This window comes from Actinoplanes sp. NPDC051411, assembly GCF_040682075.1.
Classification (GTDB): Bacteria; Actinomycetota; Actinomycetes; order Mycobacteriales; family Micromonosporaceae; genus Actinoplanes.
In genome coordinates, this window is sequence record NZ_JBFBAD010000027.1 from 19,229 (window position 1) to 40,425 (window position 21,197).

16 protein-coding genes are annotated in these 21,197 nt (G+C 71.1%); 8 read left to right on the forward strand and 8 right to left on the reverse strand.

Translation table 11 applies throughout. The annotated features are described in order from the left end of the window. The first annotated feature begins 106 nt into the window (after positions 1–106). Positions 107–4,342 (forward strand): FxSxx-COOH system tetratricopeptide repeat protein, encoded by a 4,236-nt coding sequence (fxsT, locus tag AB0M88_RS16985; RefSeq protein ID WP_364102207.1) that lies wholly within the window; start codon positions 107–109, stop codon positions 4,340–4,342. Between the two features lies 1 nt (position 4,343). Here fxsT and AB0M88_RS16990 read toward each other — a convergent pair whose 3' ends face one another. The 4 genes from AB0M88_RS16990 to AB0M88_RS17005 form a co-directional block, all read right to left on the reverse strand. After that, positions 4,344–5,624, reverse strand: coding sequence for an HEXXH motif-containing putative peptide modification protein (locus AB0M88_RS16990; protein WP_364102210.1), 1,281 nt, complete (start codon positions 5,622–5,624; stop codon positions 4,344–4,346). Continuing rightward, positions 5,621–5,824, reverse strand: coding sequence for a hypothetical protein (locus tag AB0M88_RS16995; protein WP_364102213.1), 204 nt, complete (start codon positions 5,822–5,824; stop codon positions 5,621–5,623). The genes AB0M88_RS16990 and AB0M88_RS16995 overlap by 4 nt, the downstream gene beginning before the upstream one ends. Positions 5,825–5,910: 86 nt before the next feature. After that, positions 5,911–6,834, reverse strand: a complete 924-nt coding sequence (locus tag AB0M88_RS17000; protein ID WP_364102216.1) for an S-4TM family putative pore-forming effector — start codon at positions 6,832–6,834, stop codon at positions 5,911–5,913. A gap of 72 nt (positions 6,835–6,906) precedes the next feature. Continuing rightward, positions 6,907–8,004, reverse strand: coding sequence for a YbfB/YjiJ family MFS transporter (locus tag AB0M88_RS17005; RefSeq protein ID WP_364102219.1), 1,098 nt, complete (start codon positions 8,002–8,004; stop codon positions 6,907–6,909). 92 nt (positions 8,005–8,096) lie between these two features. Here AB0M88_RS17005 and AB0M88_RS17010 point away from each other — a divergent pair, with 92 nt between their 5' ends. Together AB0M88_RS17010 and AB0M88_RS17015 are read left to right on the forward strand one after the other, a co-directional pair. After that, positions 8,097–9,065: a LysR family transcriptional regulator gene (locus AB0M88_RS17010; protein ID WP_364102222.1), complete on the forward strand. Its 969-nt coding sequence runs from the start codon at positions 8,097–8,099 to the stop codon at positions 9,063–9,065. A 641-nt stretch (positions 9,066–9,706) separates the two neighbouring features. Then, positions 9,707–10,102, forward strand: coding sequence for a hypothetical protein (locus AB0M88_RS17015; protein ID WP_364102225.1), 396 nt, complete (start codon positions 9,707–9,709; stop codon positions 10,100–10,102). Positions 10,103–10,123: 21 nt separating this feature from the next. On the opposite strand, the gene pepN is transcribed toward AB0M88_RS17015, so the two are convergent. Together pepN and AB0M88_RS17025 are read right to left on the reverse strand one after the other, a co-directional pair. Next, on the reverse strand, positions 10,124–12,547 hold the full coding sequence (gene pepN, locus AB0M88_RS17020) for an aminopeptidase N (protein ID WP_364102228.1): 2,424 nt from the start codon (positions 12,545–12,547) through the stop codon (positions 10,124–10,126). Between the two features lie 110 nt (positions 12,548–12,657). Next, positions 12,658–13,245, reverse strand: a complete 588-nt coding sequence (locus AB0M88_RS17025; protein ID WP_364102231.1) for a hypothetical protein — start codon at positions 13,243–13,245, stop codon at positions 12,658–12,660. Positions 13,246–13,283: 38 nt separating this feature from the next. On the opposite strand from AB0M88_RS17025, the gene AB0M88_RS17030 reads away from it, so the two are divergent. Continuing rightward, positions 13,284–13,457, forward strand: coding sequence for a hypothetical protein (locus tag AB0M88_RS17030; protein WP_364102234.1), 174 nt, complete (start codon positions 13,284–13,286; stop codon positions 13,455–13,457). A 260-nt stretch (positions 13,458–13,717) separates the two neighbouring features. Here AB0M88_RS17030 and AB0M88_RS17035 read toward each other — a convergent pair whose 3' ends face one another. Continuing rightward, a complete protein-coding gene (locus AB0M88_RS17035) occupies positions 13,718–14,470 on the reverse strand; it encodes a GntR family transcriptional regulator (protein ID WP_364102237.1) in 753 nt (250 codons plus the stop codon). Then, the gene (locus tag AB0M88_RS17040) at positions 14,467–15,510 is read right to left on the reverse strand and encodes a Gfo/Idh/MocA family oxidoreductase (protein ID WP_364102239.1); all 1,044 of its coding nucleotides are present in this window, start codon (positions 15,508–15,510) and stop codon (positions 14,467–14,469) included. Before AB0M88_RS17040 ends, AB0M88_RS17035 begins: the two co-directional genes overlap by 4 nt. An 86-nt stretch (positions 15,511–15,596) precedes the next feature. Between AB0M88_RS17040 and AB0M88_RS17045 the strand changes: the two genes are divergently transcribed. The 4 genes from AB0M88_RS17045 to AB0M88_RS17060 are packed head-to-tail and all read left to right on the forward strand — an operon-like array spanning position 15,597 to position 21,146. Next, positions 15,597–16,313, forward strand: a complete 717-nt coding sequence (locus AB0M88_RS17045; protein ID WP_364102242.1) for a sugar phosphate isomerase/epimerase — start codon at positions 15,597–15,599, stop codon at positions 16,311–16,313. After that, positions 16,310–17,416 (forward strand): Gfo/Idh/MocA family oxidoreductase, encoded by a 1,107-nt coding sequence (locus AB0M88_RS17050; RefSeq protein ID WP_364102245.1) that lies wholly within the window; start codon positions 16,310–16,312, stop codon positions 17,414–17,416. Before AB0M88_RS17045 ends, AB0M88_RS17050 begins: the two co-directional genes overlap by 4 nt. Beyond that, the gene (locus tag AB0M88_RS17055; protein WP_364102248.1) at positions 17,413–18,399 is read left to right on the forward strand and encodes an SIS domain-containing protein; all 987 of its coding nucleotides are present in this window, start codon (positions 17,413–17,415) and stop codon (positions 18,397–18,399) included. Before AB0M88_RS17050 ends, AB0M88_RS17055 begins: the two co-directional genes overlap by 4 nt. Positions 18,400–18,416: 17 nt before the next feature. Further along, entirely contained in the window at positions 18,417–21,146 is a 2,730-nt protein-coding gene (locus tag AB0M88_RS17060) for a LuxR family transcriptional regulator (RefSeq protein ID WP_364102251.1), read from the forward strand. Positions 21,147–21,197: the final 51 nt, after the last annotated feature.

Sequence of the window (21,197 nt, forward strand, 5' to 3'; positions counted from 1 at the left end):
CGCATCGCTACGGTGTGTGGAACGCGCGCCCCGCGCTGTAGCGATGTTCGGAGACGACTGAGCCCAACCGTCCAACCGCCTGAGGGACCGCATGGTCACTGAGAACGTGACAGATCCGCTTGAGAAGGCCCTCGGCGGACCGGCCCACGCCGCCCTCCTGGACTGGGCATCACAGCAACGGCGCACCGTTCGGCTGACCAATCCTCCGTGGATGGCGCACGGCTACACCGGCGCCATGCTCGCCGCGGTCGTCGTCACCACTCCCGGCCAGTCCGATCGTCAGGTGATCGTGAAGGCCTGTCCGGCCGGCCAGTACGCCGACGAGACCGGAGCCCACCAGGAGGCGCAGGCGCACTCCAGCCGTGATTTCTTCCAACGGCACCTCGTCGGCCAGGCCTACGATCCCTATCCGATTCCGGGCGGCGGCCGCCTGATGTTCCAGGACATCGCCGGCGCCAGCCTCGACCTCGCGCCGCTGTCCGGGGTGCCGGACGAGCGCTTGCCCGCCGCGTGCCGGAGCGTGATCGACTCGATCGTCCGGAGTTGGAACCCCACCCTGGTCAGGTCCGTGCAGACAACCGTCGGCGACTATCTGACGCGGGAGTTCACTCGCACACTCAGCGCGGGTGTTTCGCCCGAGTCGCTGGCGACCTCCCTGGGCCTGCTGGGCCCCGGGTTCCGCTACCTGAGGGACGAGACGCCCCGGGGACCGGTCGACACACCGAATCCGCTGTTCATGATGTCCGACGAGAAGCTGGGCGCCGGGATGCGTATCGACGCGGTCGTCGGCCTCGCCCACGGCGACCTGCACACCGAGAACGTCCTGATTCCCAAGGCCTACGGCGAGTACGGGATCGACGAGTTCCGGCTGGTCGACCTGTCCAGCTTCGAGCCTGGGGCCCCGGTGACGCGAGATCCGGTCACCTTGATGATGTCCGTGGTCGCACCCACGATCTCCGAGCTGCGGTCGGACGAGCAGGAGGCCCTGCTGTCGTTCGTGCTCGAGCCCTGGAAGCCGCCCGCGCGCCTGAGCGCGCTCTTCGCGCAGACGCTGGAGACCATTCATCGCACGGGCAACGAGGCCATCAAGTCGATGAACCTCGGCGACTGGCGCTCGCAATACCTGTTGTCGGTGATCGCGACGGCACTGCAGTTCACCGCCTTCACGAGCATCGGCGACGAGGGCCGCTGGTGGTTCTTCCGGCTGGCCGGCCGCGCCGGCGGGGAGTTCCTCCGCCACCTCGGCGTCTACGACCCACAGGACGCCGTGACGATCCGCCGGCCCGTCTCGTGGCCGCCCGCGGTCGCCGCGCTGGCGGCGCCCACCTTCGACCTGGACGAGGCCGGCTACGAGTCGCTGGTGACCCTCCTCGGAAACCTGCCGCCGGATCAGCTCCGGCACGCTTACACGGAGATGGCGACCACCTCGGAGCCGACCACTCAGCCGAACTGGCGGGACCCGCGGGCCGTCATTCTGGCCGTGGACCGGGACGCGGAGCCGTGGGCCGGAATCGACCCGCTTCTCGTCTACGCCGAGCGGCTGGCCCACGCGCTGGGCGGCGGCGCCGGACTGCGGCTCCACGGCTGGGTCACCGAGTGCGGCCGGCTGCACTATCCGGAGGAGCACCTCCGGGGCCTCTGCGCGGCCGTGAGCAGGCATTTCTCCGATGATATCGCGGTGTCGCCGGCCGGTTCGATGAGAGAATCGACCTCCGATTCCTCCAGCTCTCGGGATCTAAGTACGATTTCTTCCGGAAATGACCTTTTGCCAGGAGGCTCCACCGTGTTGGCCACATCGGTTTCCGCACCGTCGTCCGAGACGGCTGCGGCCGTGCCACGTCCGATCCGCGGTGGTCTGCCGCCCAAAAATCCGGACTTCACCGGTCGCGAGGCGCTCCTGGCACGGCTGGAGCTCACCCTCCGGGCCTCCAAGTCGATCTCCGTCGTGCCGCAGGCCCTGCACGGCCTGGGCGGCGTCGGAAAGACCCAGCTGGCGACCGAGTTCGCCTACCGGCACCTGGATGAATATCCCGTTGTGTGGTGGATGACCGCCGAGACGCCGGGCCAGGTCCGGACCTCGCTCGCTCAGCTGGCGCAACGCCTGGGCACGCCGGTCGAGTCGGATATCCGGGTGACCACCGCGCTGGTCCTCGAGGCCTTGTCGACCAGCGGTTTCCCCTGGCTGCTGGTCTACGACAATGTGGAGAGTCCAGAGATCCTGAGCGATCTCGTACCGTCCACCGGCACCGGACACGTCATCATCACCTCGCGCAACACCGCGGCCTGGTCCACGCGCGGCGAGGCGATCGAGGTCGACGTGTTCGAGCGGGCCGAGTCGATCCAGCTGCTCCAGCGCCACGGCCGGAGCATCGCCGAGACCGATGCCGACCGGCTGGCCGACAAACTCGGCGACCTTCCGCTGGCTCTCGAGCAGGCGGCCATCTGGCACGCCACCACCGGCATGCCGATCGCGGAATACCTGGAACTGTTCGATGCCAACGTCCGCGACCTGATGGACGAGGGTAAGCCGGTCGATTACCCGCACACGATCTATGCCTTTCTGAAGCTGGCCGTCCATCGCCTTCGCGACGAGTTCCCGGCCGCCGCGGAACTACTCGAACTGTTCGCCTACCTCGGCCCGGAACCGGTCTCGGTGACCCTGCTGCGAGCCGGCCGGAGTGGTGGCCTCAGCGAAGCACTCACCCGCGCACTGGACCGTCCGATCGATCTCAACCGGGCGATCCGGGAGGTCCGTCGCTTCGGCCTGGCGCGCGTCGACAAAGGCCAGCGCGTTCAGGTGCACCGGCTGATCCAGCGCGTACTGAGGGAAGAACTGATCACCGACCGTGCCCAGCAGAGTCGCCGGAACGTTCAGCGGCTGTTGGCGGCGGCCAATCCGGGCTATCCCGACGAGCAGATCAACTGGCCGGTGCACAACGAGATCGCCCCGCACGTCGAGGCCGCTCAACTCGTGGACGCCGACGACGACGGCGCGCGCATGGTCGTCGTCGACCAGATCCGGTATTTCTTCGTCATCGGTGACTACGAGTCGAGCCGGCACCTGGGTGAGATGGTCGTCGACAAGTGGCGGAGGGCGGCGGCCGCGGGGACTCTCGATCGCGACGACGAGCTGACCCTGATCGCGCAACGCCACCTCGCCAACGCCTACCGGCTGCTGGGGCAGACCTCCCAGGCCCGGCAGCTCGACACCGACACCTTCGAGCGGCTGCGCGACAATCCGCTGTTCGGCGAGGACCACGAGCACACGCTCTACACCGCCAACAACCTCGGCGTAGACCTTCGCCTGGAAGGTCAACTCATCGACGCTCTGCAGGTGGAGAAGGAGAACGCCGCCCGGCACCTCGAGGTCCGCGGCGAGGACGACGAATCGACGCTGCGCGCGCAGAACAACCTCGCGGTCAGCCTGCGCCACCTCGGCCGCTTCACCGAATCCCGGCCGATGTCCGAGGAGATTCTCCGACGGCAGCGCAAGGAGATCGGCGAGAGCGACCCCCGAATCCTGCTCTCGATCACCAACCTGGCCTGGGACAACTTCGGCCTCGGCCGGTACCGCCAGGCGCTCGAGATGATGCGCACGGCGTTGCCGCAGTTCCGCGACCTCCTCGGCCCACGCCACCGCGACCTGTTGGTGGCGACGCGGACCCTGACCATGGCGTTACGCAAGAGCGGCTTCTACGCCGAGGCCCGGGACAACGCCCGCCAGAACTACCGCGACCACTTCACCCGCTTCGGGCCGGCGCACGAGCACACCCTGGCCGCCAAGAGCAGCTACGCACTGGCTCTGCGCCGCTGTGCCTCCTCGCCGTCCGAGGTCAACGAGGCGCGCACGATGCTGCGTGAGGCCACCGACGTCTATCGCGATGTGTTCTCCGACCTTCACCCGTTGACCCTGGCCGCGAGGGTCAACCTCGCGGTCGCGTTACGCGCGGCCGGCGACCGCAACGAGGCCCGGCTGATCGACGAGGGCAGCCTGGCCCGGCTCACCAGCCAACTCGGTGACGAGCATCCCTACACTCTCGCGGCCGCGACGAATCTCGCCGAGGACCTGCGGCTCGCCGGCCAGCTCCAGGAGGCCTCCGAGCTGTCCTGGTCGACCTACCGTCTCGCCGTCGACTCGCTGGGCGCCGACCACCCGGACACGCTCGCGAGCGCGATCAACGCGGCGCTCAACAAGATCCAGTCGGGCGAGGACAGTGGTCAGACACTGTTCGACGAGTCGATCAAAATGATGTCGGCGGTCCTCGGCACGGATCATCCGGCCACCTTGGACGCGGTTCGGGGGCAGCGATCCGAATGCGACATCGAGGCGCCGCCATGCTGACCTATCCGGTGGGCCGAATCCCGTACTGATCCACCCAGGCCGCCTTCTGCCCGGCGAGCCGGGCCACCGCTTCGGCCGCGACCTCGGGGCGTACGTACGTCTCGAGGAGCGCCCGGTGGCGCTCCCGCAGCATCACGACGAACCGCCGGCCCTGCTCGGTGAGGCCGGCGGATCGGAGCAGCGCCTCCAGAACCTCGCCGACCTGAAGGCGGCACAACGCGAACTCAGCGGCGGCCCGGGCGTGCCAGGTTTCCTCGGCCATCAGCGCTCGCCAGGTCTCGGCGACGGTCAGGAACGCGAAAGATCCGTGAAGGGTGCCGCCGAGCGGGCGCGGATCGCGGCGCCACGGTGCGAAGAAGAGCTCCGGCGACTCCGGGTCGTACAGGCGGCCGAAGCCGAGCACGCCGTTGAGCAAGGTGTGGCTCCACTCGTGAACCAGCGTGATCGCTCCGTCGGCCGCGTTCATCGGCATCGTCGTGGCAAGCGCGCCGAGAGCATCGACGCAGCTGACGCTGGCGCCGTCGCCGTTCGGTGCCGGGGCGAGCGGAACAAGCACCCGGAGGCCCTGTCCGACCTGTTCCGCCAGTTCGGGTGTGAACCGGGTGAGCAGCGCCCAGGACTCGGTGAACAGATCGCGCCACCGTGCGAAGTCGGCGGCGGACAGCGCCTCAGCGAGGGGCTTGCGAAAGCAATCCCGGTCCGGGTGCTGGTCATCGACGAGGAGCCGCAGGCCGGCGAGGGCCATCTCCCGCACCGGGGTCCAGTTCGGACCGCGCTCCGCCGGGAGACGTAACCGCGTGCCGTCCACCTCGGCCACGAGGCCGTCGGCGACATCCAGAACCACCTCGGCCTGGGCAGGCACGGTCAGCGCACCCATGGTCGGCAGATGGAGACGCCCGCCGGAGGCCCGCACGACAAGGCGTGTCCGCACGCCCGTGCGCACGGCGGCCACCGCGGCCAGGGGAACGAGCCGGCTCTCGGCGCTGCCCGCAGCGTCCGGACGGTCCAGAAGCCGCGCCACCCAGGGCCCGAACCATCCGGCCCGCAGCAGGCCCGCCACCTCGCGCTCATCGCGTCGCTGAGCCTCTCGAAGAACCGCCAGCGCTTCGACGATCCGGGAATCGCGAGCACCGGCCCGCTCCAGCGCGTGAGCCGCCAACAGCCGGTTCCGGCTGTCGTCGGCCGCGTACAGCACCCGGATCACCTCGGGCCGGACCCGGCCCCATGCGATTTCCCCGAGCTGGCCGGACGACAAACGGTGGCGCCCCACCCCCGCCGTCATCGCAGGAAGCTGCTCCAGCCGGACACGGTGCCCGCTCTCCAACTCCGCTCCTCGAGGAGCCGGCCGAGCGACGCGGTCAGCTCAGGATCCGAATCCTCGAGCAACAACTCGAGCAGGCTTCGATCGGTGACGTCCGCCGCAACCGACTCCGACGGTTCCAACGGAAGGGCCTGCTGCTCCCGGGGGCCTTGGTCGTGCACGGAATCCTCCTTGTGGATGCGCTCGCCCGGCGGCATCCGAATGGAAGCAGTGGATATCACTCCGTACTGTAACCATCACCATGCGTCTATGGCGACGGCAGCGGCGGGGATCCCGGCCCCTCCCGCGCGATCGAGTGGGCGAGTTCGCCGACCTCACGCTGGAAGTCGACCCGATCCTGCCTGCGGAATCGTTGGAAGAACCACGCGGGCACGCGGGCCTGGGTGCGTCGCGTGACAAAGATGACGTCCTGCACCTGGCGAGCCATGATCATCAGGTCGTCGCTCGGGCCCGGCCGGCGCAGAGAATCCCTGATCCGCGCCCGGACCAGGCTCAGCACCCGGGATCGGGTGGCGGTCGTGTCCCGCTGCCGGCGGTAAATGTCGGAAGCCATGAGCAGCGCGCCGAGCGCCGGCAGATACCAGATCAGCAGAAGGCGCCCCAGGGACAAATCCAGCAGCACACCCACGGCAATGCCGGCCAGCGACCAGCCGACCACGACCGCCAGCAGCCCGGACGCATACCGCCGGCGGATGCGAACGCCCCAGTTGAGGTTCTGCATCTGGCACGCCAGCACGTCGAACGGCGACGGAAGATCGCGGTAGTCACCGATCTCGTAGTAGTCGGTGACCATGTCCTCCGGACCGCGATAGCGCCGCGCGAGACCGCTGACCTCGGCGGCCGACGGCTGATCACCAGCGAGGACCGTGTTCCACTCCATCCGGAACAGGGTCACGTCGAACAGCTCCTGCATGGTGGCGGCGCGCAGCACCCCCTGCTGGATCCACACCGACACGCCCAGCCCGTGCAGAAGAGCCCACCCGGCGCCGACCGCGGCGACGGTGGAAGCGGCGGACGGCACCACCGCGCCGACCACCGAGCTGAGCGCGACCAGCGCCGAGACCAGCAGCCGGCCGGCTTCCAGCCGCTGCACCCGGGCATGCGCCGCGGACATGGCACGGATCAGCGAGAGGATCTCGGCCGAGTTCTGCCGATCGGCGATGACGGACATCGGCACCTCCGGCCACCGAACGCGTTCATCTCTACCTTCGGTGACATCTCCCCCCAAGACAAGTCACCGAGGTCAGGCCGGAACCCGTTCGGGGAACCGGTGCCGCACGAACGCCGCGGCCACCGCCCCACAGCCCACGATCACCGAGCCGGTCAGCAGTGCCGAGCTGTAGCCGTCGCGCAGCAGAGGGGCCACCACCAGGGGCCCCGCTATCTGGCCGACGGCGTACGCGGTGGTCAGGACCGGGGCCGAGCGGGCCACGCGCAGATGCGTGCCGACGGCCAGCGCGAGCGTGACCGCCCCCAGGAAGGTGCCTCCGAAGAGGACCGCCGACACCAGCGCGGCGAGGACGCTGCCCGAGAACACCGGCAGGGCTATGCCGATCGCCTGCGCGATCAGCACCGCCAGCAGCAGAGTGGGCCGCGACCGGCGGCGGCCGAGATGGGCCCACAACGCCGCCGAGGGCACGGCGGCCACCCCGACCACCACCCAGGCGCCGGCACCGAGCGCGCCCGGCGCCCGCTGGTCGATCGCCGCCACCAGGAACGTCCCCGCGATGATGTAACCGACACCCTCGAGCGTGTAGCAGACCACCAGCGCGACGAACCACCTCGACCGCCCGTCCGACGCGGTCGACGCGGTCGGCCTCCCGGGCGTCAAGGGCCAGGAAAGCGCGGCGAAAACCGAAGCCAGCGCGGCCGCGGCGAACCACGCCGACTGCCAGCTCCCGGAAGAGCGCAGCATCAGCGCTCCGGACAGGGCGATGCCCAGGCCGATCCCGCCGAACGCCCAGCCCACCAGGTGCGCGCGGAACTCGGCCAGCACAGCCTGAGCGGCGATCACGAAGACCACGGCGCTGGCCACCCCGGCGATCAGGCGGAGGGTCAACCAGGCACCCGCGTACGGGAAAACCGGCATGAGCGCAAGCGTGCTGACCAGGGTGACCAGAGACCCGCGAAGCGCCATCCTGGATCCCGTCAGAGCGGGCAGCGCGATCCCGGCCGCCGCGCCGAGCAGATAGCCGGCGTAGTTCGCCGTGGCGAGCGCCGCGCCGAGATGTGGGCTGAGCCCGGCCTGGGCCTGCATGAGAGGGAGGATCGGAGTGAAGACGAAGCGGCCGACGCCCATTCCGGCGGCCAGCGCGGCCGCGACGGCCAGCAGTTTCGGCATGCTCCCGAGCCTGCGCCGCATAGTGGCGACCATCCACGACCGGCTTCCTCCCGACTGGAAGGCGCCGGCTCTCAGGGCCCTAAGCTGGGCGAATGGAGCTTCGGCAGGTGCGCTACTTCGTCGCGGTGGCGGAGGAGCTCAGCTTCACCAGGGCGGCCACCCGGCTGTGCATCGCCGGGCCGTCGCTGTCGCAGCAGATCAAAGCACTCGAACGCGACCTGGGCACGCGGCTGTTCGACCGCGACCGGCGGACGGTCACGCTGACCGCGGCCGGCACGATGCTCCTCCCCCGGGCCCGGGCGCTGCTCGATCAGGCCGACGAGCTCCGGCGCACGGCCGCCGGTCTGGCCAGATCCGAGCCGGTGCGCCTCGGCTATGTGAACTGGAAGCCGCCCGATCTCGAACAGCGCGCCGCCGGCACGGCCCAGCTCCTGGTCGACGCCTGGGTGATGCCGTCGCACGCGCAGGCCGCCCGGGTCGCCGACGGCAGCATCGACCTGGCCATCTGTTGGGTGCCGGCCACGGCGATCGGCGATGGGTCACTGCGGGCGCGCCTGCTCGGCGCCGACCTGCTGTACGCGGTGAGCACCGGCCCGCAGACCACCCCCGTCCCGGCCCGCGACACCATCGTGCTGATCGACGCCGACGAGACCTCGTGGTCGTCCTGGAATCGCTACGCGCACGAGATGGCGGCCGAGACCGGCGCCCGCCCGGTGTCCATCTCGGACGGCGGCGTGACCGGCCCGGCATTCTTCGAGCACGTACGCCGCCTCGGCCGTCCCGTGGTCAACTGCCCGAAGGGCCAGACCACGCCGGTGCCGCCCGACCTGGTGGCCCGGCCGATCGAGAAGCCGTCGCCCTACTGGACGTGGTCGCTGGTGTCCCGGCGCGACGAGCAGCGGCCGGTCGTGCACGCGGTCGTGGAGGCCCTCACCCGCGACGTGGGCGAGCGCGGCCGCACGCACCTGGGCCTCGACGACCCGGACGCCTGGCTACCGGCCGACGACCCCTATCGCCGCTGGACTGCTTTGGGGTGGGGGTCTGTGTCTGATCCACTGTGAGTCTTGCGGGCGATCGTCTCGGAGCAAGTTTCGGTTCGGCGTCACTATGCTTCACCCGTGGTGAACTGGGGCCGTTCTGCAGCCGTAGTTTTGGGCTTGGTGGCGGCCGTGTCAGGGGTTGTCCAAACCTGGGACATCCTCGACCGACGGCTCAGAGATAGACCCCCGCGCGAACCACTTTCCGACGGGGCCCGACGCCGCCGGCGTACAAACATGTTCACCGCATCCGCCGCTGTACTCGTGATCCTTGTCGGAGTTGCGGTGGTTGGGGTCGCCTACTCCCACCAACCGGCCTGGCTATGGCACTTCATTGAGGCTCACCAGGACAAGCATGCTTGAGCTACCGCCCTTGATCACAAAAGGTGTCTAGAGGTGTCGACGAAGTCGGCGTATCAGTGGCGGCCGGCCTGGTTCGCCAGCGGCACGCAGGCGTTGGCCTCGCGTGGCCCGGCCGCACGATGCTGCCGAACACCGAGAAACGACTGCGGGCGTTGTTCGGCGAACACGGCCCGAACCGGGCCGTTGTCGACCAGCGGGCCCGGATCGGTGTCCCCCTTGGTATTGGCGACGGGCCGCAGGGGTAGGTGATGTCCCGGGTGCTCCGATCCACTCTGGATCGTGCCCGAGCCGTTTTCGGGAAGGTGGCCATACCGAACAGTCACAGCATCGTGCCCGACTTCACCCGCGCGGATGCCGGCCTGGTGCTGGTCACCGAATGGCACACCAGCGGAGCTGACCAGCAGCGCCGTGCGGCCGCCGCGGCGCTCGACGCGTGGCGGGACGACGGTGGGTGGCCCGCCGGTCTGCTGGCCGACTGCAGCCTGCCGGGCGAGGACGAGAGCACCGTCCTGCATTACGCCCAGTGGTCGAGCGAACCGCGGCGGGTGGAGCGTGTGGACGCGGCCGTACCCGGCATCGAGCATCGCGAGGTCACCGCGTATCGCCGCTACCGCAGCACCACCCCGACGACTGCTGCGTCGACCACCGGCTGCCTCGTCACCCTGACGGTCGACTTCGACGCCGCGCACACGCGGTAGCGGTTCTTCGAGGTCCTCGCGCTAGACGCCCCGGCTCCGCAGCACGCGCCGCATCAGGTCGGCGCGGCCCAGCAGGCTTTTGCGGACCACCGGGGCCGACTCGTCGGACGCCTTCACGGCCCGGTCGATGAAGGCCTCGTCGATCGCGTACTGCGGGAAGAGGCGGCCCGTGTAGTGCATCGCCGAGATCATGCCGCGCTTGTCGAGGTCGCCCAGGAGGGCGATGTAGCGGTCGCCGTAGCCCGCCAGCACCGCGTCCTGGCCGGGCCGCCAGAACGACTGGCTCACCGAGTTGAGCAGGCCGATCGGCACCTCGCGGTCGTCGGCCATCGCCCGCCACGCGTCGGCCTTGCGGTCGGCGTCGGGGGCGGCCGCGCGCATCGCGACGGCCCGGAACTTGGCGTCGGGGTCGGGGTCGACGGCGAGCAGGCGCTGGGCCTCGTCGTCGGTGTCGGCGCCCAGTTCGGACGCGCGCACCAGGATGCGCCACCGCAGGTCGACGTCGTCGCCGGCCTGCGCGCGGATCTCGTCGAGTTCGGTCGCCGAGGCGCCGATCGAGGCGAGCATGCGCAGCGCGACCCGCCTGCGGTCGGCGTTGCCGAGCATCGCGCGGGCCACCCCGGCGACCTCGGCCAGCAGGGCCGGCCGCTCCCGGTCGGACGCCCACAGCTCGGCCGCCTCGTGGGCCAGCTTCAGATAGGGCTGGACCAGCGCCTCCGAGGTCTCGACGGCGAGCACCCGGCCGATGAGGCCGACCAGTTCGGCCGCGGTCGCCTCGCCGGTGGTCAGCATGTCGCGCACGTCGGCGACCGCCACGCCGCGCGAGATCACGTCGGGCAGGCCGGGCGCGGCCCGCAGGAACCGTTCTTTGCCGACGACATCGGGACGGGTCGTGGCGAAGGTCAGGTCGCGGTCGTTGACCAGGTAGAAGTCGGCGTCGGTGGGCAGTTCCACCCGTGTGGTCGGCGCGGCCACCTCGACGGTGACCGACGCCGTACGCTCGAGCCCCGCACCCCGCGTGCGGAAGGCACTCACCGCGAGCACCTGCGGCCTCGGCGGGCCGTCGGGCCCGGCGCCGGTGAGCACCAGGCCGTCGCCGTCGGCCGCCAGCGTGAGCCGGTCGGTGCCGGCGGTCTCCAGCCAGCCCGAACGCCACGCCTCGAGGTCGCGACCGCTCGACTCGGCCAGCGCGTCGATCAGGTCCTGCAGCGTCGTGTTGCCCCACCGGTGCCGCGCGAAGTAGGCCTTCATGCCGGCGACGAACTCGCTCTCGCCGACGTAGGTCATGAGCTGGTGCAGCACCGACGCGCCCTTGGGATAGGTGATCGCGTCGAAGATGGACGCCGCCTCGGCGACGTCGCGCACGGGGAGCCGGATGGGGTGCGACACCGGGCCGCGGTCGGCCAGGTAGGCCCGCAGCTTCTCCTCGATCAGGAAGGTCGCCCAGGCGTCGGTGTACGCGGTGGACCGTTCGGCCGCCCAGTAGCAGGCGAACTCGGCGAACGCCTCGTTGAGCCAGAGGTCGTCCCACCAGGTCATCGTCACCATGTTGCCGAACCACATGTGCGCCATCTCGTGCAGCAGGACGCCGGCGGTGCTCTCCCGTTCGGCGGCCGTCGGCGGGGTGCGGGTCAGCACGGTGTCGGTCCAGGTGACGCAGCCGAAGTTCTCCATCGCGCCGCCGAACTCGGGCATGAAGACCTGGTCGTATTTGGCCTGCGGGAACGGCAGCCCGAACACCTCACCGAAGAAGCCCAGTCCCTGCTCGGTGACGGTGAACAGTTCGTCGGCGTCCCGGTCGAGCACGTCGGCGAGCGACCGGCGGGCGAAGAGGCCGAGGTCGTAGTTTCTGGTCTGCCGCCTCACCTCGCGCAGCGGGCCCGCGTTGACGACCGTGTTGTACGGCGACAGGCGCGGCGTGTCGGGGAAGGTCCACCGGCCGTCTTCCCGCTCCGGGTTGCCGCTGTTGCTGACGACGATCCAGTCGCCGGGGGCGGTGACGACGAAACGGTGCGGCGCCTTGAGATCGGGCTGGTCGAAGCAGGCCCACACGTGGTGCGCCTGGTCGGGCTCGAAGGTCGTCCACAGATAGACGGCGCCGTCGGCCGGGTCGACCGCCCGGTGCACGCCCTCGCCTTCGGTGGTCTCGTCCTGAACCGACTCGACGCGCAGGACGTTGCGCTCCTCGAGCGCCGGGAGCACGATCCGCCCCTCGGCGGCGGCCGGCAGGGGCACACCGTTCAGCGTCGCCGAAAGCACGCGGGCTCCGCAGTCGACGAAGGTTTCCGCTCCCGGCTCCCGGCACGTGAACGTCACCGTGGCGACGCAGCGGACCTCGGGCCCGCTCGGCAGGGCGGTGAGGTCGACCTCTATGTCGTACCGTTCCACCGCAATGAGCCCAGCCCGCCGGCGCGCCTCATCCTGCGTAAGACTGCGAGTGATCACCGCATCCTCCTCAACGAGGTCCGTCCCGCGCTCGATCGTAAGCCTTCCTACCGATCGATCCGACCCCGTCCGGTTCCTGATTTCCCGCCCGTTTTGGGAAGCCCGCGCGGTCAGCGGGTGGGCGGCCGGCCGCCCCACCCTGAAGTGCCGTTACTTCGCGGTGAGGAACTCGTGCGGGGCGAGCGGGCGGTTGACGATGCGGAGGTCGCCGATCCAGCCGTGGAAGACCTGGTCGACGGCGCCGGCGTATTCGTGGCCGCCGAGGCGCCCACCGGCTCCTGCGGGTCGGTGTTCCGGCCCTGCTTACCGGCCTGGCCGGCCGAGCCCCGGCGCGAGATCACCGACATCCAGCCGTTGTTGCCGGCGTCCCAGTCGAGGGGGAACTTCACGAACGCCTCGACGGTGTAGCCGCGGGTGAACGTCTCCTTGTTCAGGACCGCCGCGGCGGCTGTCGTCAGGTAGGCACCGTGCAGCGGGTTCCGGCCGCCGGCGAAGCGCAGGCTGCCGTGGCCGGGCTGGTCCGGGTGGTGGTCGTTCGACCAGGTCAGCGCGTCGGCGGCGGAGCCCGGCACCACCGCCGGTGACAGGTCGTTGCCGTGGCCGGACCGGTCGCGTACGGACTGGGAGGAAGCGAACGGCGTGCCGTTCGCACCGCCCTGGTCGAACCGCCAGTACGCCAGCGTGCCCGGGACGAGCACCGACGCGGCCCGGGCGGGACGGCCGGACCGGCACCGGGATGAAGCCCGAGAAGCGCGCCGAGAAGTCGATCGGTATCGAGAAGTCGTCGACCGGCGTGGTCAGGCGGGATTCCTGGGCGGCGAGGGTGTTCCGCGACGCCGGCGGCTGGGCGAGGATCCACGGCGCCAGCGTCTCCACGTCGATCGTGTTGCGCGCCAGGTCGAAGTGGTAGAGCCGCAGCATCGCCCCGCCGCCGAAGTAGCGGTTCTGGTAGTTGGCGATGTGCAGGTGCACGTCGTGGCCGGCCGCGTTCTGCCGGGTCATGCGGCCGGGCGGCCAGTAGTGGCCGGGGCGGCCGCCGGTTTGAATGCCGCGGCGCCGGCGCCGCCAGCGCGGCCGACTTCAGAAATCCGCGCCGGCTCGGTCCAGAGGATTCGTGATCACTCATGGGTTCGGAAACTAGGAGCCCGATCTCCATCCACAGCAAACCGGCTATGAACGCCCGCGGACAAACGCCGTGCGCAGCCGGTATCTCTCCCCGTGGTAGCTGATCGTCGACGTGAAGATCGGCCGGTCGGCGTCGTTCAGGGCGACCTGGTCCATCCGCAAGATCGGCTCACCGGGCGACATGTCCAGCAAATCGGATAGATCGGCGTCGGCGGCGCGCGCCTCGATCGAACATTCCGCCCGCGCCAACTCGATCCCGGCGTCGAGCACCTGCTGATAGAGCGATGCCGTCGCGAAGTCGGCGTCGACTATGCCCGGCACCAGGTCGAGCGCGACCGTCGAGTGGTCGACCGCGATCGCGACGTCGTCGAGCAACCGCACGCGGCCGAGCCTGAACACGCGGGTGCCCGGCGCGACTCCCAGCTTCTCCGCCTCGTCGAGACCGGCCGGCGAGACCTCCTTGCGCAGCACCGTGGAGCTGGCACTCAGGCCCATCCGACGGGCCGTCTCGGTGAACGACTCGAGCCGGTTCGGCCAGTCCCGCCGCCGGGCGGGCAACGAAGCCGCGCCGGCCACATACCACCCGCGCCCGTGCGACGACTTGAGGACGCCGTCGTCGACCAGCTTGGTCAGCGCCCGCCGGAGGGTCACCCGGCTGATGTTGAGCTGCTGGCAGAGGTCACGCTCGGCGGGCAGGCGCATGCCGGGGCGCAGCCGCCCCTCGCGGACGTCGGCCATGATGGCGTCGACCGCCTGCATCCACAGCGGCGATGGGTCGTCGGGGCTGAGGTCGGTCACTGGTCATCCAATCGCACCGGCTCCCACACGCCGGACTTCATCGAGCGGTAACAAGCATCGAGGATGCAGTTCACCACATGTCCATCGTGGAAGGTCTCGAGGGGCGGCACGCCCTTGATGAAGCAGTCGACGAAGTGCCTCATCTCCTGGGAGAAGCCGTACGCCCGGGCCTCCTCGGGCACCGGGTAGACCCAGCCGGTGTCCGCGTCCGCCTTCTCGACCAGGTAACCGGCCGAGTTCTGGATGAAGCCCCAGACCGGCGTCGACGAGGTGTCGGTGACGAGCCGGCCCTCGGTGCCGACGATCTCGTGGCGCAGCTGCATGCCGCCCTTCTCGATCCACGACGACTCGACGGTGGCCATCCGGCCGTCGGCGAACTTCAGCATCGCGACCGCGGTGTCCTCGCCGGTGGTCTTGTCGGCGTGGGCGAGCGTCGCGCCCCACGCGAAGACCTCGGTGATCGGGGTGTCCTTGCCGAACAGGTGCCGGGCCGACTCGACGGTGTGGCAGCCCATGTCGAGCAGCGCGCCGCCGCCGGCCGTCTCGGCGTCCCAGAAGTGCGGGGCGTGCGGGCCGGAGTGCGCCTCGCGGGCCCGCATGGTCAGGACGCGGCCGATCGCCCCGGACGCGATCATCTGGTGGGCCTTGGCCAGGTTGGGCGAGAAGACCGAGCTCTCGGCGTAGCCGTGCCAGACGCCGGCTTCCTCGGCGATGCGGAGGATCTCCCGGCTCTCGGCGCCGGTGCGGGCCAGCGGTTTGGTGCAGACGATCGCTTTGCCGGCGGCGGCCGCGATCCGTACGGCCTCGACGTGCACCTCGTTCGGAAGTCCGATCACGACCATGTCGACGGCCGGGTCGGCGCAGAGGGCGGCCATGTCGTCGTACTGCCGGGCGATCGGGCCCCACTTGTCGGCGAGTTCCTTGGCCCGGGCGAGGTCGCGCGAGTAGTTGGCCACGATCGTCGCGTCGCGCGTGTCGCGCAGGGCGTCGGCATAGGTGTCGCCGATGAAGCCCGATCCGAGCAGTCCGATACCGATCACGTCAGCGTCCTCTCCCAGTGAACGGACCAGAGAATACCACTTATACCTCTCGACGGTAACTGGTATTCATTGGTAACGTGCGGTCTATGAGTGAAGACCTGGGCGTACAGCTGTTCAGCGTGCGCGAACACCTCGGCGCCGAACTCGGAGACACGCTTTCCAAGATCGCCGCTATCGGATACACGCACATCGAGCCGTACGACATCCTCACCGACCCGGACGCGCTGGCCCGCGCGATGGCCGAGAGCGGGCTCAAGGCCTCGGCCACCCACGCGAGCATCCAGGGCCCGCGCCGGGACGACATCATCGCGAGCGCCCGGAAGCTGGGCATCGGAACGGTCATCGTCCCCTGGGTCGAGCCGGCCACCTACGACGACGAGAAACAGGTCGAGAAGCTGGCCGCCGACATCAACGACGCGGCCGCGAAAGCCGCCCAGCACGGCCTCCGCGTCGGCTACCACAACCACGACTTCGAGTTCGCCAGCGGGATGTACCAGGCCTTCGCCGAGAGGCTCGACGACCGCGTCATCCTCGAACTCGACTGCTTCTGGTCGAGCGTCGGCGGCACCGATCCCCTGGTCCAGGCCCCGGCCCTGGGCGAACGCCTGCGCTACCTGCACGTCGCGGCGGGGCCGCCCGAGCCCGGCAAGCCGCCGCTGAAGGGCGGCCCGATCCGGCTGCCCGAGATCATCGCCGCGACGAGGGCGAGCGTGGAACTGGTCGTGGTCGAGGTCGTCACCGAACGGGACGTCTGGGAAGTGCTGCGCGAGAACTACGAGTATTTCCAGGGGGTGCTGGCATGAGCGGCGGCCGTTTCCGCGTCGGCCTGATCGGCGCCGGCAACATCTCCGACGAATACCTGACCAGTCTCGGCTCGTACCCGGACATCGACGTGATCGGCGTGGCCGACCTCGATATCGCCCGGGCCGAGAGTCAGGCGGCGAAATACGACCTTCCGTTCGCGGGCCCGGTCGGCGATCTTCTGGCCAGGGAAGAGCTGGAACTGGTCGTCAACCTGACCATTCCGGCCGCCCACGCCGAGGTGTCGATGGCCGCGGTGGCGGCCGGCAAGCACGTGTGGACCGAGAAGCCGATCACGGTCGACCGCGCGTCGGCCGAGAAACTGCTCCAGGCGGCGACCGAGCACAACGTCACGGTCGGCGGCGCCCCGGACACCATCCTCGGCGACGGCATCCAGACCTCGCACCGGCTGCTCGCCGGCGGCCGCATCGGCGAGGCGCACACCCTGCTCACGCTGATGCAGGGGCCGGGGCCGGACGCCTGGCACCCGCGGCCGCAGTTCCTGTTCGCCCGGGGCGCCGGCCCGCTGTTCGACATCGGGCCCTACTACGTCGCCACGATGGCGATGATGCTCGGGCCGATCGAGTCGGTGCAGGCTCTCGGGCATACGTCACGCTCCACGCGTACGGTCATGGCCGGCCCCGACGCGGGGGCGACGTTCCCGGTCGAGGTCCCCACGCACGTCTCGGTTCTGACCCGGTTCGCGTCCGGGGTCGCCGGCACCTCGATCTACAGTTTCGAATCGCCGGTGCGCCGCCAGACGTTCGAGATCTCCGGCACCGACGGCACGCTGCTGGTGCCGGTCAGCGGCTTCGACGGCCCGAGCGAGATCATGCCGATGACGGGCGACGATCCGGAGTGGGAACGCGTCGAGCGCGACGGCGAATCGCGGGCGCGGGGCGTCGGCGTACTGGAGATGGCCCGGGCCCTCCGGGCCGGGCGGACGCCGCGGGCCAGCGGTGCCCTCGCCTACCACGTGCTCGACACCATGCTGGCGATCGAGGAGTCGGTCGAGTCGGGCGCTCCGGTCGCGGTGCGCAGCCGCTTCGAGCCGGTGGCACCCCTGGCCGCGACCTGGAGTTCGACCGCGGCGACCCTGTCGTGAAGGGCTACATCCCCTGGGTCTCGGCCCGCGCGACGCAGGCCCTGCGGCTGCAGGTGGCGGTCAAAGACTGCACGGCGCAGATCCTGGCCTGGCAGGACGCCGGCGAACTGCGCGGGCCCGGCCCGCTCTTCGTCGGCATCGGCAACAGCCTGGCCGCGGCCGGCGCGGCGGTGTGGACGCTGCGGGAACGCGGCATCGAGGCGTGGCGGGCCGGCGCCGGCGACTTTCCGGTGCCGTTCCCGCCCTCGGCCCATCCGGTGGTCGGGATCTCGCAGAGCGGACGGTCGACGGAGACGCTGGCCGTGCTGTCCGCGGTGCCGTCGCCCCAGCGACTGGCCGTGGTCAACGCCGGCGGCTCACCCCTGTCGGCCCTGGCCTCCCGGTCGCTGCACCTGGGCGATGTTCCGGACAGCTACGCCTCGACCATCGGCTACACGGCCACGGTGGCGGCGCTCGGCCTGCTCGCCGACGCCTGGGACGGCGGTCGCATCGACCCGGGCTGGGCCTCGCTGCCGTTCGTCGCCGAGGATCTCCGCGAGGTGGTCGCGGGCCTGGGCGCCGACGCGGCCTACGCCGACGTCGTCGCCGCGGCCCCTTCGGTGGGCTCGGCCGAGTGCGGCGCGTTGCTCCTGCGGGAGGTCGCGCGCCTTTCCGGTACGCCGATGACCACTCGTTCCTACCTCCACGGGGCGATGGAGTCGGCCGGCCCGGGATGGCACATCCTGCTCGGTGACGACCGCGAGATCCAGGTCGCCCGCACGCTGTCGGAGAGCGGCCGCAAGGTCCTGCTGATCACCACCGCCGTGGTCGCCGGCGCCCCGAACCTGTGGACCGTCCGCATCCCGTCGCTACCGGCCGGTCAGCGGGCGGTCGTCGAGTCGATCGTGCTGCAGTCGCTCGCCGAGGCGGCGGCCGCGGCCCGCGGCATCGACATCGAGGAGTTCGTCTTCCATCACGAGGACACCAAGGTCGCAGCTCAGTAGGTGTTAATCTCGGGCCCGTGCTCTTCGGCCGGGGCGATCAACTGGACCTTCTGGCGGGCATGGTCGACGGCGTGCGCGCGGGCCGGGGCCGAGCCGTCGTCGTCCGCGGTGCGGCCGGCGTCGGCAAGTCCGCCCTGTTGACCGCCGCCCGCGCGCACGCCGACACGGCCGGGGTGCAGATCCTGTCGTGCGCCGGGGTGCGCTCCGAGACGCATCTTCCGTTCGCCGGTCTGCTGCAGTTGTTGCGCCCGGTGCTCGGGGCGGCCGACCGGCTGGGCACGCTGCGGGGCACCGCGCTGCTCGGCGGCCTCGGGCTGCGCGAGGTGACGGTCACCGAGCCGCTGGTGCTCGCGACCGCGGTGGTCGACCTGATCGTGGCGGTGGCCGGCGACCGGCCGGCGCTGGTCGTCGCCGACGACGTCCAGTGGCTCGACCGGTCGTCGGTCGACGTGCTCGGTTTCCTCGCGCGCCGGCTGGGCGACCAGCCGGTGGGCCTGATCGCCGCGGTCCGCGACGACGACGACGTCATGTCGGCCGCCGACCTCCCCGAACTCCGGCTCGGACCGCTGTCGGCGCCCGACGCCGAGGCGCTGCTCACCGGCCGGTTCCCCGACCTGCCGGCCGACGTCCGCGACCGGGTGCTCGACGAGGCCGACGGCAACCCGCTGGCGCTGCTGGAACTGCCGCTCGCCATCGCGTCGGCCGGCTCCCTGCCGCACGGTCTTCCCCGGGTGCTGCCGCTGACCGACCGGCTCGAGCGGGCGTTCGCCGCCCGGGCCGGTGAGCTGCCGCCGGCCGCCCGGGCGGCGCTGCTCACCGCGGCCCTCGACGACGGCGACCAGATCGGCGAGATCCTGGCCGCCGCCTCGGTCGTCCACGGCGAGCCGGTGACGATGGCCGAGGTCGGCCTGATCGTCCGGGCCGGGCTGATGGACGCCGACGAGGCCACGCTGTCGTTGCGGTTCCGGCACCCGCTGGTCCGCTCGGCCGTCCACCAGACCGCGGGCATCGCCGAGCGCCACGCGGTGCACACCACCCTGGCGGGGCTGCTGGCCGGCAACCCCGACCGGGCCGCCTGGCACCGCGCCGCGTGCAGCGTCGCCCCCGACGAAGGGGTCGCGCTGGCCCTCGAGCAGGCCGCTGGCCGGGCCCGGGCCCGGGGCGCGCTGGCGACCGCGGTCACGGCACTGGAACGGGCCGTACGCCTCACGCCCGACCGGCAGCGCGCCGGCGGCCGGCTGCTGATGGCGGCCGACACCGAGTTCGAGGGCGGCCGCAACGTCGCCGCCCTCCGGCTGGTCGACGAGGCCGAACGCCATCCGCTCGGCGTCATCGACCGCAACCGCGTGCGCTGGCTGCGCGAGGTCTACGGCGACGACGCCTGGACCGGCACCGACAGCATCTACCTGTTCGCCGACACGGCCGAGCGGATGTGGCGCGACGGCGACCCCGAGCGCGCGGTCAGCGCCCTGGTCCTGGTCTCGATCCGCTGCTACTGGACGGCGGCCGACCCGGCCGCGAGCGCGCGGGTGGCCGCGGTCGCCGCCGACATCGGCGACCAGGTGGACGACGTCCGCATCCCGGCGGTCCTGGGGCTGGCAGCGCCGGTCGACCACGGCGTCGAGGTCCGGGCCCGCATGCGCCGGCTCGCCGATCAGGGGCTCTCGGCGCGCGACAGCTGCCTGCTGGCCGCCGCGGCGACCGCCGTGGGTGACCCCGCGCTCGCCACCCGCATGCTCGACGACGTGGTGAGCGGCCTGCGGGACGAGGGCCGCGCCGGCCGCCTGACCGAGGCGCTGGTCCAGCAGACCTGGGCCGACGTGCTGATCGGGGCCAGCGCCAAGGCACTCCCCGCGGCCCGCGACGCCGCCCAGGGCGCCGTCCTGGTCGGGCGGCCCCGCTGGGGAGCCGCCGCCGACGCCGCCCACGCCGTCTGTCTGGCCCGCGCCGGTGACCTCGCGGGCGCGGCCGCGATGGCCGACCGGGCCGAGCGATACTTCTCGTCCACCGGGGCCTCGCCGATGCTCGCGCTGGTCCAGCTGGTCCAGCTGGTCCAGCTGGCCCGCGGCGCCGCCTCGCTGGCCGCCGGACGACCGGCCGAGGCGCTGACCCACCTGCTGCGGATCAGCGACCCGTCGGACGTCGCCCACAACCCGCACCTGACGGAGTGGGGCCTGGTCGACCTGGTCGAGGCGGCGGTGCTGGGCAACCGCCCGCAGGCCGTGTCGGAGGTCATCGCGTCGCTGACCGCCCAGGTCGCGGTGTCCGGTTCGCCGATGCTCCGGGCCGGGCTGGCCTTCGCCCGGCGCGTACTCGACCAGGACTTCGCCGATCTGGAGTTCTCCGGGCCGCCCTCCTTCGGACCCAGCGATCTCTGTCTGGCCGACTGGCCCCTCACCCGGGCCCGGCTGCTGCTGGCCGCGAGCACGTGGCACCGGCGGCAGCGACGCGTGGCGGCCGCCCGCGACGCCCGGTCCGCCGCCGAGCAGATCTTCACCGCGCTCGGCGCCACGGCCTTTCTGTCCCCGGCCCGGCCCCGGCGCGCCGGCGACCTCACCGACCAGGAGCTGCAGGTCGCCGAACTGGCGGCGGCCGGCCACTCCAACCGGGCGATCGGCGAGCGGCTGTTCATGTCCCCCCGCACGGTCAGCACCCACCTCTACCGGGTGTTTCCCAAGCTGGGCGTCACGTCCCGCGCCGACCTGACGGCCGCCCTGTCCGATGACGTAGATGACGCGGCCCGATGACGTAGTACCGGCGGGTAGTGACGGATTCGCCGGATCCCCGGTCGGCCGCAG